The sequence below is a fragment of the Pedobacter sp. KBS0701 genome, assembly GCF_005938645.2.
Taxonomy (GTDB): Bacteria; Bacteroidota; Bacteroidia; order Sphingobacteriales; family Sphingobacteriaceae; genus Pedobacter.
In genome coordinates this window covers 1,425,876-1,441,311 of the sequence record NZ_CP042171.1, presented here as the reverse complement: position 1 = coordinate 1,441,311, position 15,436 = coordinate 1,425,876, and the positions used below count along the sequence as shown (strand labels likewise).

Genomic DNA, 15,436 nt, shown 5'->3' with positions numbered 1-15,436 from the left:
CGGTTTATTCATGATTTTCAATCGCATCGCTTGTTTCTTTATGATATGCCAGCCAATAAAGTAATGGGATCAGGAAAATACTCACTACCGTTCCGACCGACATTGTACTGATCATTGCAATAGCCAGGGGCTTCTGTAACTCTGAGCCCAGATCAAACGCAAATATTATAGGTACCATTGCTAAAATGGATGTCAGTGAAGTCATGATGATCGCTCTGAGTCGCCTAACTCCCGCAACGTGGATGATATGTCGTAATGAGTGGCTTTTGTTGGAAGCTCTAAGTTCATTTATCAGATCGATTTTCAAAACTGAATCGTTGACTATGACCCCGATTACTACAATGATGCCGATTGCGCTCATCAAATTCAAGCTGTTTCCGGTAATCCATAAAATCCCCAGTGCAAAGGCAATGTCAATAGGCACCTCCATTAACAAAATCAACGGCTGAAGGAAACTCTGGAACTGTGCAACCAATATGAGGTACATCAGGAGTATTGAAATAAACAATACTACCGATAATTGATTGATCATTGACTTATTATAAAAGTAATCACCTGCGAACTTCAGGTTAAAAGGGCTGGTTTTCCCAAATTTCGCTTTCACGCGCTCCATGAATTCCTCAGGTTGATTGATGTGGTTATATTTAAAAGGGATATGTTCACCAGACTTGCCGGCAACGATGATTTTCAGATCTTCAGCGAGCCTCAGCCCCAGTAGTGTTCTAACCGGAATCAGATCCGATTTTCCATTGGAAGAATAAACGCTTTTCACATGTGTATCGGATAAGAGTTTATCAATGGACTGTTGTTTACCTGAAATTACTATCGGAAGATACTGGTCAAACGATCGCAGTACCGCAACCTGATTATCCTGCAAAGCAATTTTCAACGCGTTATAGACATCATGCTGGCTAACGCCATAGAGCAGTAGCTTTTCACTATTCAATATCAATTCATATTGCTGATCGAAAGAAACGGGCTCTGCAGTTCTTCCGGTAATGGAAGGAAGAATAGTATCCAGGTGTTTTACATCCTCAACTTTAGGGATGTTTTCCTGATTTTTTGAACTGAGTTCCAGAATGAGATCAGCTCCTTCTGTGTCGAATATTCTCTGAAATACATTATCAGGAGGTGAGAAAGTGATGGCTGCTCGTGGGTAATTTGTTTTGAGCCATCTATATGTTTGTTGTTCGAGACGGGATAACTGCTTAGGGCTTCCTGTCCTGAAATAGATCTCTGTTTCGTTCCTACTTAACTCATTGTTTTTTTCCAACAAATATTGCTGATGCCCGAGATAGGCTGAGTGTTCGGTTACGTGTTGCCCGACATTTTTGACCAGTCGGAATGTCCTGGTATTATTTTCATCTATTGATATATTTTCATTCCAATCGATCTTCGTCAGTGTCTCTACATGGTCCAGCTTGGGCATCATCGACTTTGGCATAAAAACAAATAGCAGGATACACAGCGGAATGGAAAGGACTAAAATCAAAACGCTTTTTTTTTGGTTCCTGAAGACAACCTCAATGCCCTTATCATAAATTGGGAAAATAATATTGTCAAGCTTAAGATGGAGCTGAGTCAACCTGTTTGACAGCGCGTTTTCACGAAACTCATATTTATACAGCATTTTATATGCCACCGGCAAGAGTATGATGCCTGTAAAATAGGATATGATCATGCCGACAGTAACTGCAAAGGCCTCAGCGTAAAAAATTGCACCTGCTATTCCACTCATAAAGACCAATGGCACAAAGACGGATATCGTTGTCAGGGTTGAACTCAATATAGGCACAATGACTTCTTTTGTCCCTTTCTCACAGCTTTCATCCAGGCTATAACCTTCGTTCCTATATTGGGCAATAATATCTGTCACCACAATCGAACTATCTATCATATTCCCAAGGGCAAGGATCAGTCCTGATACCGTGATGATATTCAAAGATTGTTTGCAGAGAAAAAAAACGATAAATGTGGTAAGGAAAGCGGAAATTGTACAAACCGCAATGACAAATGGTGATTTGAAGTTTCCCAGAAAGATCAATGCTACTATAGAAACAAGAATAAAACCTGCAATCAAATCGTTTTGGAGGTTGGAAATCGTATAATCCAGCAATTCGGTTTGATTTCGGTTCAAAGTAAAATCAATCTCATCATGATTGGATTTCAGATTGACCAAGATTTTGTTTACTGCAAGTTTCAGATCTTCGATCGTTTCTTCCGACTGCTTGATAATGCCGATAGTGATTGCCCTTTTCCCATTGACCAGCGAGCGTCCAATGTCATTTTGCTGGGCCACTTTAACCTCCGCAATGTCTCCGAGCCTGATCACTTTGCTATCCTTTTCAAATAGGATGTTCAGAATATCTTCCACTGTTCTCAGTTGAGAGGTAAGTTTTACGTTGTATAGATAACTTCCATCCACAACCGACATGTTTTCAGTTTCAATATTATTTGAATTCAAGGCAAATTCAATATCTTCTGTGGTAATAGAACTCGGCCCCATATTACCCTTGAGCATAATCTTAATGTGTTTCTGCATCAGACCGGTAATATCTGCAAGCGCAACTTCAGGCAGCTGTTCGATATGACGTTTGACCACGTTCTCGGCCACTTCAGAAAGTTCCAAAAACTTTTCATCGTTGCCGGACGTATAGGGAACATCACTTTTTAGGGACAAGTTCAAATAAAAAACCGGTAGATCGGAAGCACTTGCTTTGACAACCCTTGGCCTTGCCATATCACGTGGCAGCGAATTCATTGCCAGATCAATTTTTTCATTCACCTCAATGAAGGCCAGATCAGTATTGGTACCATGATTAAACTTCAATCGTATAAACCCAAGACCGTCCTGTGTCTCGGAGCGGATATCCTGCAGGCCGGACAACTGCTGCAGATATTGCCGGATTGGCTTGACCGCCGTGTTTTCGAGCTCTCTCGCCGATGAACCATCCTTCTGAAGCTGGACAGTAATCTGAGGAATTGGAATGTCTGGCAATAAAGAGACCGGAAGCCTGTTATAAGCTATAAAACCCAGAATCACACAGGTCAGAAAGAAAACCAGGACAGATATTGGCTTTCCAAGTAGTCGTTTGATCATATCTGCAGCTCGTCGTTATCTTTGAAACGTGACTTTTATCGGCGCACCATGGGAAAGCCCGGCATTTCCCTCAATGATAACCTGATCTCCGCCTTTTAAAGTTTCACTGGTGATGGAATACTGCGTAGAATTCTCTAACCCTGTTTTGACATAATGCCAATTCGCTTTTCCCTTATCAGCTGTAAAAACCACCTGTTTTCCGGTCCTCATGACCACCGCCTGTTTTGGAACAACCCATAAATGATCCAGGGCGCGGAATATGTGTACCCTAACATTCATACCTTCCAATAAACCCGACTCCCCATCAACAACTCCTTTTACCTGGATCATCCCCTTTTCATTGATCCAGGGATTTACTTCCGATATACGTCCGGCGATTGACCTGCTGTTCAAAGCGTAGGGCTCCACTTTGATTTTGTCATCAACCTTGATCAATGACAGCTCTGATTCCAGTATATTGAATACAATTTCCAAACTGTTCTGGTCGATGATGTTGCAGAAAACGGCTGAAGGATTTGAAAGGGTATTTGCCTTTGCCGTTAGATTTGCAACGACACCGTTGATGGGGCTCAAAAGCGTTGCGTTCCGAAGATTGTGGTCCGCAATCTCCCACTGGACCTGCGCATTATTCAGTCCACTTTTTATCCTGGCGAGCTGCTGGATTTCCGGTGGCACAGACGCTATCTGATTGATTTTGTAACCTTGACCAATTAATACATCCTGATAATCCAACTGTGCCCGATCCAAAGCATTTTTCGCCTGTACGTGCATTTGCTTCAGTAAATAGTTATCAAGGATAGCAAGGGGTTCCCCTTTTTTAACCCTTAATCCATTATGCACATAGATCTTCGAAATATCTGCAGAAGAGCTGAACCTGGTCTCAGCAATATTCTTAGTGGCCACTTTTCCATTGCTGATCAGCTCATGTTGAAAGCGTGATTCACTCAGGGTGACCGTACCAACATCCTGGATAGATGCTGTAGATTTCTTCAGGATAACCGGTGCGGATTCCTTTTCAGGTGAACACGCACATAAAAAAGACAGGCACGTAAGTGAAAAAAAAATATAGCAGAGATGCTTCATTAGCGAGAGGAATTTTAGTGTGTCTCAAATGTATATAAAAACTTTGTCTGTCAATAGATATTTGTATTTTTTTTCGACACTATTTGGAAGATTATTTATCTCAAAAAAAAAATTATCAAAAAAGTTGCAATTATTGAAAAAACGTTTTAGTTTTAAAAATCTAATCGAAATTATATGAAACGCTCTAAGCCCTACCAACCTTTTATAACAAAAACTAAATCGTTTAAGGAAGGTTACATCTGATTCATAATCCATTCTCTGTAAATTTTCCGGCCTAATCGCATCGTCATCATCGATTTTGCCTTTTCATCAATATCCCAAGGTTTTTCCGGCTGAAATAACCTTGATGAAAACAGGCTTTTAAGAGGCATTTAAACAATCTATAATCGCACATTAAGTATATTTAAAATTACATAATATGGACCGTTCAAAATTACGCAATCACCAATTTTTACTGTCATATACTCTCCTCGTCCTCGCATCTATTGCGGTTTATTTTCCCATTCTTAAAAATGCACTTCTAAAATACTGGGATGATCAATGGGTAGTAATGAATGGCTACACTTCAGGTGGGATGACCGCATCCAATCTCAAAGACATCATGTTAGATTATTATGAAGGACAGTACGCCCCGTTCAACGAGTATTTATATCTAACACTTTATTCAATAAACGGATATGACCCATTCATTTTTCACTTAGCGAGCCTTACGATCCATCTGGTCAATAGCATCCTGGTCATGGTTGTTATAAAAAACCTGATGGAATCAACCCTGAAATTTGACCCGGACTTCATCCGATGGGTATCATTCATCGCTGCGTTCATTTTTTGCGTCCATCCCGTAAACGTCGAGTCTGTAGCCTGGATGAGTGCGTCCAAGATTCTTGTTTACGGTTTATTTTATTTACTGGCTACCATCACTTTTTTAAAATATCTAAAAACCAAAAAACGAGCATATTACATCTTAACCTTAGTACTTTTTGCATGCAGTTTTCTTGGCAAGGAACAGGCTGTTACTTTTCCGGTATGGTTGCTACTGATTTATTGGATACTAAACTATGACCTGAGATCCAAATCCGTCTGGATGAGCGTCCTGCCTTTCTTTGCCTTATCCATATATTTTGGCATCATTACTATTTATTCTCAATACCCAGGTGGCGATGGCTTTTTATCGGCCCAAACCAATTATCCGTTGTGGCAAAGAATCATTTTCGGATGTTATGCTTTTTTGGAGTATGGCTTCAAAACGCTGCTTCCATTCCACCTTTCATATTTATACCCATTTCCGGTTCAGGTTGGGGAAAAACTCCCGACCTGGTTGATGATTTACCCCATATTGATCATCGTTCTGTTTATCTCCTTCAGGAAAAGTCTCGTTAGTTTAAAACCCTTGACTGCCGGATTAGCATTTTTCGCCATCCATATTGCTATTGCACTGCATGTCATACCGCTATCCAGGTTTGTGATCATTGCGGACCGATATGCGTACTTAGCGATCATTGGCTTAGCGGGCATACTTGCTTATTACCTTGTCTTGACCTTGAGATCGATAAATTCCACATTTTATCGCGCATTGTTGCTTTCCGTCACTGTTCTTTTTGTTTCTTACCTAGGGGTTTATGCCCATAAAAGAACGTACGTATGGCAGACTACAGACACCCTTAAAAAGGAAATCCGGGGCCTGCTAAAACAGCGGAATGATTATATGAAGCCAAAAGCAAAAATTCCCTCAAAATGACCCCGGCCGAAATTTAGTCGGAGTGTAATACCTGAAAATGCCCTATTTCCATTCTCGAACCATAACTTAAAAATCAAAAATTATGAAAAATTTAAAAATGACCATTTTAGGTGCAGTGACATTATTGCTGGCACTTACACTCAACTTTAGGCACGCGCTAAGTGACTATGGAATTTTGGATGGCAAATTGCATATCGAGGTGCTCGCTCAATCGACAAATACCAGTGGAGGCGGGTCATCTACGGGAAACACTACCAATCCGTGGTATCAGTGGCCTTTCCAAGGTGTTACCCAGGATGAACGTGAACTGTTCAGGGATTGCCCGACAAGCAGCAGTTCTAGTGGCGGTGGATCTGCAGGTGGTGGCAATTCAGCTGGCAGCGGCAGCGCAGGTGGTAGCTACAGCCACAGTCAGACCAACCCTACCACCAGAAAAGAACTGTCATGTCCTTACGGAAATGTAAACTGCTCAGCTTTGGACTGTTAAGCAATCCACAAAAGTGATAGCTATAACACGATAACTTAATTTACAAATATGCCTGTTGCGTTTCCATCATTCATTGTAGAATGGAATGGGGCATGTTGACTGGAAACGCATGCCAGGTTTCAGACCCGAATGCGGTTCCGTCATATTGATCAGATTTTCTGAATCAAGGACACGCAACAGGCTTTTATTATTGAAAAAATGAACAAATACTTACTCCTGATTCCCGTTGTACTTCTCGCTGGTTGTCTGAACTCCAGCAAAAAGAAGCCGCGTTTTACAAATTCTCAGATCAAATCTCTGCATCTAGAAAGTGCCAGAGTTCTGACGGTTAACACAGATTCAGCTGAAAAGCTCATTTTGGATCCATTTTTAGGCAAGAAGCCCTACGATCTGGGATCCAAGATCAACAGCTTCGATGTGATCCCACTGGAGACAACCGATGATGGTCTGCTAGATGTAATCTATAAGGTATTGACCACCAAAACCCACATCTATGTTCATGACCGCTTAAAGGGGGGTGGGTTAGTGGTATTTACCAGGGAAGGTAAATTCGTGAAACGAATGCCCTATGGCCAGGGACCAGGCGAAATCAACCGGCTTTATGATATCTGTTATGATACTGAGCATGACCGGTTGATCGCCTATCAGCATTCGTTCCTCAATTATTATACTGCTTCAGGGGAATTTATTGAACAGAAGCGGCTACCTTTCGGATTCTATAACTTTAAAACGTTCAAAAACGGATTCGTATTCAAGATGCTTGATGAACAAGGAAATGACCACTTAGGCAATTTAAAGAAAAGCACTTTGATGGCCACAGATACGCTGTTCAAAATTAAATCCGCCGGGCTTCCATTAAATGAAAAACTGGTGAGTTATGGAGGCTATAATTATCTTTATTCTCAAGGAGAAACCCTATCTGTAACGAGTAGGTTCGTGGATACCGTTTATAGTTTCCACCCGGATAACAACAAACTCACAGCTCAATTCATACTCTCCTACGAGGATAAAAAACTTCCGAAGGAATATCTAACAGAGAGTATGGCCGCATTTGATAAAGCAGCTACGCAAAATGACTATTATTATTTTCTTGGCGAATACCTTGAGAACGAAAAAAACAACGTATTTTTTTTGAAAAACGATTTTACGGGTCGAAAGACCTTGATCTTCCGTGACAAAAAAACCAAACATCTATTTGGAGGCAATGACCCCGTATTTGATCATGGCAAGAATATCTCCACATTGAGTTTACCTATTGCTGTCGAAGGGAACAGATTTATATCGATCCACTACCAAAACAGTAAAGACCAATCCCTGATGCAAAGTACCTTGTTATCTGCTCCGGCAAAGGCAAAGCTTGCAAAAGTAACTGAAGATGATAATCCAGTCCTTGTTTTTTACGACTTAAAGCAATTCTAAATGAAGGTGAAAATATTAACCGCTGCACTGGCAATCACGACAGCTCTTCTGGTTTGCTCTTCAATCTACATACTTAACACGGAGAAAACCGCTGCATTGGATCCTGCGGAAAACCGGTCGCAGGATAAAGCCGCTGGAAACGGTGTCTCAAAACCATCGGGTCAGAATGAACAGGATTTGTTGCATACTTACCGCATCAATTTAATCTCGGGCATTAAGTCAAACGGAGCTGATCTTAAGGCTACAGAATTGAAGAGTATGAATGGCAGTACTGGATTGATCGGTGATTCTTTGCGAAAACGTAATCCTTATACATTGGTCTATAGATTTACCGAATTCCACTGTGCCAGCTGCGTAAATGCAGAGCTCAAATTTTTCAGATCAGCCGAATCGATGATTGGAAAAGAAAACATGTTGATTTTCGGGGCCTACAAGAACAACAGGATTTTTAGCCGTACACTGAAAGCCTATGATGTCAGTAATTACAAGGCTTACAATGTTCGGGAACTGGACGTTTTTGCCGAAGAATTTGGATATCCCTACTTCTTCGTCATTGATAACAATTCAGTTGTATCCAATACATTCGTACCTGATAAGGCTACTCCGGAAATTACCAAAGAATATTTGGCAATGATACAACAACGATTTTTTCCGGGGTAACTTTTTGTGTCCTAGAAATCAAACGTGTCCTTTGACCGGCAACTATGATCCAATTCTAAAAGCAATTTGAATCTATAGCTATAATAGCATGTTGAATATTAAAATGCCAGATACCAGATCCAAACTATACCTGTTTACAACATTTGGTCTGGTTTACCTTATTGCCGTAATATTCAGTAACGGATACTATCATCCTGATGAACACTACCAACTGATAGAATTTGCGGGGTTAAAGCTGGACTGGAATTCTGCTGCCGACCTTACCTGGGAGTTTGACAGGAAGATCCGGCCGACCTTGCAACCCTTTATCGCAGTGGCCATCTTTAAGAGCCTTGGCTTTTTAGGCATAAAGGATGCATTTATTTTATCGGGAGCGCTTAGGTTCTTTTCGGCTTGCTTCTCTTTTCTTTCCATTTACCTGTTTACAAATACGTTTAAAGGAGAAGTAAAGGAAAAATTCCGGATATGGTTTTACATTTTATCTTTCTGCCTGTGGTTCTTACCCTCAGTTAATGTCAGGTTCTCATCTGAAACATGGTGCGGCAACTGTTTGATCATTGCTATCGTCCTGATCCGGCGGATCCATACTCACCGTCAAAATCCACTGTGGATCGGAATATTCCTGGGCTTAGCCTTTGAGTTCCGCTTCCAATCCACGTTCGCCACGATCGGCCTTCTTGCCTGGTTGATCTTGATCTCGAAGATTGAGTCTGGCAAACTACTTTGGATCATTACCGGTGGAATACTTATACTGTCCCTCGGGATAGCACTGGACAGCTGCTATTATGGACAGGTCGTCATCACACCCTACGAGTATTTCAAAGCGAACTTAATGGACGGAATTGCCTCGAATTATGGGACAAGTCCGTGGCATAACTATATTCATTTGATCATCGTTGCCCCTACTGCAATCATTGGCTCCGGCATATTATTCTCGCTGGTTTGGTCTGTGATCTATTTACCGAAACATATCATCGTGTGGGCGGTTTTCCCGTTTATATTACTGCACACCCTCATTCCCCACAAAGAACTCCGGTTTTTATTTCCGATCATTAATCTGGTTCCGCTCCTGATCACTCTGATGATCCAATACGTAGATGATCTTACCGTTAAGATCAAAGATCTAAAATTGCCTTTTCGACTTCTATTGTATATTTCACTAGCTACTAATATGCTGGGGCTGATCAGTCTTATCTTTAAGCCAGCCGGGAACGGTTCGGCCAACATGATCCGATACATCGATCGAAAATATAAACAGGTAGATTCTGTGAGCGTTTACTGCCTACCCGAAAACAATCCATATGTCATCGGAAGTGCAAGAGGACTTAAAGCAAAATTTTATCTCTCAGACAATATCATTTTGAAGGACATCAACTGGCGTAACCTTAAACACCCCAAATCCAATGCCGTATACCTCATGCCGTTGAGTAATATAGTGGAAGGGCGAATACTGGAAAAAAACGGCTTTAGAAAGGAATATATTGGACTACCTGAATGGATAATCTTCCTAAATCATTTTTACGGAACCTTTGACGGCCAATCCGTGCCTGCCCTGTACACAAAGCAAACTAAAAACTGAATTACAAATGTTATATTAGGATGAAAAGATTTTTTTTGGTAACGGGCGTATCCGTTCTGGTAGCTGTGCTGTTGCGTTTATTCGTTGGCGAGCCCTGCTATATCTCAAGTGCCAGCATGGAGCCAACCATCCTAGTGGGTGACTGGTTATGGATTGATAAGGCCTCATACGGAAGCCTGTTGCCAAAACGACTATCTGAAATTCCACTCATCAATATTTTTACCTGGAACAAAAAACTTCGGAACAAAGACCTGAACTCGGATTGGGGCCAGCACCGGTCGAAGGGCTGGGCGGTCCCCAAAAAAAACGATGTAGTCGTTTTTAAAAGTCCGGACGAACCTGAAGTGCTCCTGGTCAAAAGGATTTTTGAATATCTGCCTGAAGGAACAGTAATAATGCTCAATCAACAGAATCTACCGAGATACGAGAGCATTTTGAAACAGGAAGACAAAAAAACAGGTGATATCCTTTCCAAAATCAAGCTTAATCCATTTGGCAATACGGCTTATATATTACAAAACAGTTATTTTTTCGTGTTGGGCGACAATCCAAAGATTTCGAGGGACAGCCGTTTTTTTGGCTATCTGAAAGGTGATCGGATTGTCGGAAAAGCCAGCCTCATTATCACCTCAACAAAATCACTCAAGAGAAGCTTTTTAGGAATTCCTGATCTTCCGCTGTAACCTTACAACGCCTTCTTAATGTTTGACGCGGTTATATCTAAATTAGAAGGTGATCCGGGTTTGTTACTCACGATCGTTCCGGACCGGTCAACGAGTATATAAGTCGGGAAAGATGTCACCCCCAATTCCCGCTCGAGCATCGCCTGTTGCTCATTCGGCAGCCGATGATGAACAACATTATCACCCATCAGATTATATTCACCTATAATATTTTTCCACGTTTCTTCCGGAGACCTATTGGCCAGGTACAGGTAAACAACGTCCTTGGAGTTTACTTTAGCCTTCAGGCTATTGGCAAACTTTAAGTCTTTCCTGCACGGACTGCACCAGGTACCCCAAAAGTCCATATATACCACCTTACCCTTATAAGGCTTTAGCAGCTCTTGCAGTAGTTGTTTTGCATTTTTACTGTCTTGCAAAGGCTTCAGATGATCTGCAATAAAACTTTTGTTCTGATTGGCCAGGACCAGGTAATGGGCCTGAAGTTGCTGAATGTTATGGACCAGGAACGGATTGTGCACGTTTTCCATAAAAAACATTTCTGCCTGCCTGGATAGCGGTCTCCTCAACACTTCAAACCAGTAATGATATCTATTGGTCAACCACAGTTCTTTAAGGTTCGGATTGGTAAGCAACGTGTCAGCGGTTGAAAAATCCAGAAAAGACTTTTCAGATTGTAAAACCTCAGCAGTTTTTCTAATTATCTCCAGGGCGTTCAGGGCATTGGAGCGTTTATCAAGCTCAGCGTAAACAGTTTCCTTTTGAGAAGAGGAATCGAGCTTCTTCAGTAATACGTCGATTTCGGAAATTTGTGAAGCTATATCCGGAGTGAGTTTATGATCATCTTTTAAGCGCTGTCCAATATCTTTAAAGAGTACCGAACTGGAGGCGCCGTTTCCAGAAAGATATTTTAAATAGTCATTAACAAAGAGGCCAAAATAACGCGTTAGCGTATAATCCAGATCGTTGCCTAAATTAAAATTATCATTAACAAATTTTAAATATCGTTCCTCAAGTTTTGGGTTCTGCCTTCCGGAGATATCAAAGCGATGTTGCATGAGGTTGAATGCGAAGTCATATTTTTCCTCTGTTCGTTTGTAAGTGACAAATTTAGAGGACAAGGTCCTGTGCGACCCGATATAGGATCCAAGATGAGCATTCCTCCTGTTGAAAACATCTTTAGACTTTTCAAGATAATCCATATCCCCCAGACCTGCAGCCGCGGACCTATCCAAGCTCAAGGTAGACTCCGGATAAGCGTTTAATTCATTATTGATCCTGGCATTGCGGCCCATGAACAGTAACTGTTTTGATCTCTGTAGATAGCCCTGGTAGGAACCATCGTTCTTTTGGGGGACATAATCAGCAACATCCAAAAATAACAACAGCGTATCACCCGGCTCTGCAACTGCTTTGATCCTTGCCCGCTTCCAGTCAAGATAAAGTTCCTGCGCATTCATTACCGGGAAGGTGATCTTAAAACGTCCCAGCTTATCAAAATCAGCATAATATTTGACATCTTCTCCTTTAATGAAATCATATAGTGATACTTCAAACGGTGCACGAAAAAAGCGGTCGACGAATCCTTTGATCCCGGCATCCATATTCCGGTAATAACCGATGACCGTAACCGAATCGACTTTGAAATCGGGCCGCTGAAAAGAGGAAGTATCCTGGGATTTATACTCGGGATATTTGCTCTTCATTAAAACAAAACGTGAATTTAACCCGCCCTTTTCCAGAACCGTCATTTCTCCGCCCGAGCCAAGTTGTAATTTCAACTCCTTTAGGCCTGCCTGATCCCCGAACAAAATCTTATAAACCCCACTCCCATCGTCTATGACACGTTCATAGTTGATAAACTTGTTTTTATAGATGGCAAAATCTTCAAAAAAGCCATACTCGAAGTTATTGTTTACCGCGTTGATCCAATTGCCCATCAGCGCCTTCGGTAATATTACTTTACCCCTTCTGAAGGGCAAAAAAGATGATATCACAAATACGGTCAGTATAGCAATAAAAATTGGGAAAGTAAATTTTAACAGGACTTTCATAGGATGAGATGGATTAATCGATAACGTTTATAAAAATAACAATTTCCCTAAATAAAAAGAATTTAAATCGATTTAGTATTCAGGTCAATGTGGTAGAAATTTATTGAAGGGACAGTTTTCAAATGGTCTGGACCGTTTTCGGTACAGGGTGAAACCCACCTGTACCTTCAGGCCGTAAATGTATTCCTTCAGTACAGAAAAATGAAATAACAAACAAAAGCCCATAGATTATAAGCAGATGGATGTTAGAAACAATCTTTTTGTCATGAAATACGATCCTTAACAATCCGTGCGCCTTTTCTTCCACCGTACCGGGATCCGTTATTACAACAGCGGCTTTAATGATGAACCGAGATCTAGGCAGACTACTGCCCCGGAAAATTCATAAATGGCGAGTCTCCCCTTTTCGCTTCCCTGAAAGAATGAATTCCTGCTTCAACTAACTTTACAACTTCCTTTATAATCCAAGCCATCCTATTCGTTTTTGGTCAAACTCATAACCTAAGGTAAATTAATGTAATACACGAGACTTGCTGTTATAAAGAAACCTCTTATTAGATACATCTTATTAGCAACTAATTGTTTATCTTTATCATACGGCAGCCCTTAAAGGAATATGGAAATTGATGAATTACTACACACCCCTATTAACAGACTTGGTTTCAGTACTGGTTTTTGCAAAATTTGTGCGTCCATGAATTTCACCACGCTACTAGATGTAACTTCTATTTCGCCTGAAGAACTCATCAATAAAGAAGGGTTTAACTACACCTGGCTGGGGGAACTCAGCGGATACTTAGATAAGAAAGGATTATTGCATTTATTGCAACGACCGTAGGAAAAAATTACGGTTTATCCGCTGAACCATACGCTGTAAAAGGTCCCGTACGCGTGCGGCAGTATGCTGGTTGATACTGTAAAACTCTTTACTCAGACTACCGGGAGAAATCACCGCCTGTCTTTTAGTCTGGTAATGACCAGCAATACTTTTAAAAATGAACTTAAGATTCTGCGTAGCGAAAACACTTTCTTCATATAATAACTTGATCAGGCAGGACAAGTGTGCAACAGACATTTCCAATGGTATTTTGGGAACCGCCACTCCATCTTTATTACATAAAGCTTTTTCTGTCAGCAAAATCTCTTCCTGCAACCAATCCGTTATCATTGTCTTTATGGAAGGCCAAGCCGGATCATAAACCCAGTTTTTCACTTCAGGTGATGACATCATCAAGGCTTTCTGCTCCATTAGATAATCAAGCCTTCCATTTTTATCCCCAAGGTATCCAGCGGAATTCCGAATGCTATCCTGGAGATAAACCAAGAAGGAAAGGTTATTGAAATTCGAACGGACCAGTAACGAAACCAGCGGAATCTCCCCGGCTGTCGATAAAGCGTCGGATTCCAATAGTTGATTGGTGATATACCCAAAATAATGTAATGAACGAAAGCTAAATTCCACCGCCCCGATGTGATCAGACATCAGGGTAAACCACTTGGATAGGCATAAACTCAGAGCAGCATCAATATTACCCGACCGCAGTATTTTTTGGACCGCATTAATATTCCCGCTAAGTTGCGAGACCAGTCTTTGATGATACATTACAGGTGCAACTGCATCCTCGTTAAAATAGTTGGAACAGTAATTCTGCAGATGATCGATCAGCGCTAAAAATTCATTTTGGGAACTGAAGTATTGTTTTGGATTTGGCGAATGAGATAATCGAGTAGAGATAGTCGATATAACTTCAATGTGATAATGAAAATAACGCACCAGGCTGCTCTCGGGGATATTGGAAAATAATACATCTTCCCATGCTTGAAAGATTTGCCCGAACCGAGTTTTAAGATCAGTTCGGGCAGTTGTGTTGCTGTTGGAATATATTTGCTCAATCAAAATTTCTTCTATATCCTTCAGTTCATTTTTAAGCATAGCGAGGTGATTTCCTGGTGCGTCACGACTCAATTTACTTTTTGAAAATATGAGTGCTGGTTATTGTACCAGTAGCGGCGGTGGTATCCGTTTCTGATATATTACCGTTGCGCTGGAATGTCCCGTAGCGACTGTAAGTTTGTGTTCTTTTTTGCGGAAGTTTTTTGGATTTTGTCATGATTTCTATTTTTTATGTTTAAATTAATATGAATTTGATGTGAATGCACATTTATTACAGATCTCTAATGTTTCGAGGTATAAACAGCTATTTTAGCCATGGATTTATTTAAGCTTCCAATCAAGAAATTCTCATCTAACATACTAGCGATTCATGTTATTTGTTGGTCAGCCTTCATAGCGTACGAGCTTTCAATAGTCTATTTTACCATAGGAACGATAGAAAGTCCTTACATCTATTTTATTTATTACCCAATTAACATTTGTTTTTTCTACCTCTATGTGACGCTATTAAACCATACAATCATCGGTTGGAAGGTCAATTTTCTTAAATTGATTATCGGCTATTTCGTATTAGCTGTGCTGTATCTTTTGTTAAAGTATACAGCAGATTGTTTGTTGGAAGATCCACCCAACAGAACGGGAAAATCTTATGTATATATTGGAGCATTCGCTCCCCGGAATATAATAAGAGGTCTGAATTTTACCATATTAGGAACTTTTTATTGGTCTGCCAGTCATA

Annotated in this window: 12 protein-coding genes; 7 read left to right on the top strand and 5 right to left on the bottom strand. The window is 40.8% G+C overall.

Going from position 1 to position 15,436, the window contains the following annotated elements:
- Window positions 1-4: 4 nt before the first annotated feature.
- Complete coding sequence (locus tag FFJ24_RS05710) at window positions 5-3,100, bottom strand: efflux RND transporter permease subunit (RefSeq protein ID WP_138823377.1); 3,096 nt, start codon at window positions 3,098-3,100, stop codon at window positions 5-7.
- A gap of 15 nt (window positions 3,101-3,115) precedes the next feature.
- Complete coding sequence (locus FFJ24_RS05705) at window positions 3,116-4,183, bottom strand: efflux RND transporter periplasmic adaptor subunit (RefSeq protein ID WP_138823375.1); 1,068 nt, start codon at window positions 4,181-4,183, stop codon at window positions 3,116-3,118.
- A gap of 418 nt (window positions 4,184-4,601) precedes the next feature.
- Between FFJ24_RS05705 and FFJ24_RS05700 the strand changes: the two genes are divergently transcribed.
- The 6 genes from FFJ24_RS05700 to lepB all read left to right on the top strand — a co-directional run bounded on the left by FFJ24_RS05700 (window position 4,602) and on the right by lepB (window position 10,749).
- A complete protein-coding gene (locus FFJ24_RS05700; RefSeq protein WP_138823373.1) occupies window positions 4,602-5,921 on the top strand; it encodes a hypothetical protein in 1,320 nt (439 codons plus the stop codon).
- An 82-nt stretch (window positions 5,922-6,003) separates the two neighbouring features.
- The gene (locus FFJ24_RS05695) at window positions 6,004-6,408 is read left to right on the top strand and encodes a hypothetical protein (protein WP_138823371.1); all 405 of its coding nucleotides are present in this window, start codon (window positions 6,004-6,006) and stop codon (window positions 6,406-6,408) included.
- Window positions 6,409-6,606: 198 nt separating this feature from the next.
- Window positions 6,607-7,827, top strand: coding sequence for a 6-bladed beta-propeller (locus FFJ24_RS05690; protein ID WP_138823369.1), 1,221 nt, complete (start codon window positions 6,607-6,609; stop codon window positions 7,825-7,827).
- Window positions 7,828-8,487 (top strand): hypothetical protein, encoded by a 660-nt coding sequence (locus FFJ24_RS05685; RefSeq protein WP_138823367.1) that lies wholly within the window; start codon window positions 7,828-7,830, stop codon window positions 8,485-8,487.
- 88 nt (window positions 8,488-8,575) lie between these two features.
- Complete coding sequence (locus FFJ24_RS05680) at window positions 8,576-10,066, top strand: mannosyltransferase (RefSeq protein WP_138823365.1); 1,491 nt, start codon at window positions 8,576-8,578, stop codon at window positions 10,064-10,066.
- A 20-nt stretch (window positions 10,067-10,086) separates the two neighbouring features.
- Window positions 10,087-10,749, top strand: a complete 663-nt coding sequence (gene lepB / locus FFJ24_RS05675) for a signal peptidase I (RefSeq protein WP_138823363.1) — start codon at window positions 10,087-10,089, stop codon at window positions 10,747-10,749.
- 2 nt (window positions 10,750-10,751) lie between these two features.
- Here the strand turns inward: lepB and FFJ24_RS05670 are convergent, their stop codons facing one another.
- Window positions 10,752-12,803, bottom strand: coding sequence for a thioredoxin family protein (locus FFJ24_RS05670; protein ID WP_138823361.1), 2,052 nt, complete (start codon window positions 12,801-12,803; stop codon window positions 10,752-10,754).
- A gap of 616 nt (window positions 12,804-13,419) precedes the next feature.
- Between FFJ24_RS05670 and FFJ24_RS05665 the strand changes: the two genes are divergently transcribed.
- The gene (locus tag FFJ24_RS05665) at window positions 13,420-13,641 is read left to right on the top strand and encodes a hypothetical protein (RefSeq protein ID WP_138823359.1); all 222 of its coding nucleotides are present in this window, start codon (window positions 13,420-13,422) and stop codon (window positions 13,639-13,641) included.
- Here the strand turns inward: FFJ24_RS05665 and FFJ24_RS05660 are convergent.
- Window positions 13,624-14,736, bottom strand: coding sequence for a hypothetical protein (locus FFJ24_RS05660; protein WP_138823357.1), 1,113 nt, complete (start codon window positions 14,734-14,736; stop codon window positions 13,624-13,626). The genes FFJ24_RS05665 and FFJ24_RS05660 overlap by 18 nt on opposite strands.
- Before the next feature lie 34 nt (window positions 14,737-14,770).
- Window positions 14,771-14,914, bottom strand: coding sequence for a hypothetical protein (locus FFJ24_RS25980; RefSeq protein ID WP_168202394.1), 144 nt, complete (start codon window positions 14,912-14,914; stop codon window positions 14,771-14,773).
- Between the last annotated feature and the right edge of the window lie 522 nt (window positions 14,915-15,436).

Coding starts and splice junctions, on each gene's coding strand:
- FFJ24_RS05710 (WP_138823377.1), bottom strand. CDS start 3,100: ATGATCAAACGACTACTTGGAAAGCCAATATCTGTCCTGGTTTTCTTT.
- FFJ24_RS05705 (WP_138823375.1), bottom strand. CDS start 4,183: ATGAAGCATCTCTGCTATATTTTTTTTTCACTTACGTGCCTGTCTTTT.
- FFJ24_RS05700 (WP_138823373.1), top strand. CDS start 4,602: ATGGACCGTTCAAAATTACGCAATCACCAATTTTTACTGTCATATACT.
- FFJ24_RS05695 (WP_138823371.1), top strand. CDS start 6,004: ATGAAAAATTTAAAAATGACCATTTTAGGTGCAGTGACATTATTGCTG.
- FFJ24_RS05690 (WP_138823369.1), top strand. CDS start 6,607: ATGAACAAATACTTACTCCTGATTCCCGTTGTACTTCTCGCTGGTTGT.
- FFJ24_RS05685 (WP_138823367.1), top strand. CDS start 7,828: ATGAAGGTGAAAATATTAACCGCTGCACTGGCAATCACGACAGCTCTT.
- FFJ24_RS05680 (WP_138823365.1), top strand. CDS start 8,576: ATGTTGAATATTAAAATGCCAGATACCAGATCCAAACTATACCTGTTT.
- lepB (WP_138823363.1), top strand. CDS start 10,087: ATGAAAAGATTTTTTTTGGTAACGGGCGTATCCGTTCTGGTAGCTGTG.
- FFJ24_RS05670 (WP_138823361.1), bottom strand. CDS start 12,803: ATGAAAGTCCTGTTAAAATTTACTTTCCCAATTTTTATTGCTATACTG.
- FFJ24_RS05665 (WP_138823359.1), top strand. CDS start 13,420: ATGGAAATTGATGAATTACTACACACCCCTATTAACAGACTTGGTTTC.
- FFJ24_RS05660 (WP_138823357.1), bottom strand. CDS start 14,736: ATGCTTAAAAATGAACTGAAGGATATAGAAGAAATTTTGATTGAGCAA.
- FFJ24_RS25980 (WP_168202394.1), bottom strand. CDS start 14,914: ATGACAAAATCCAAAAAACTTCCGCAAAAAAGAACACAAACTTACAGT.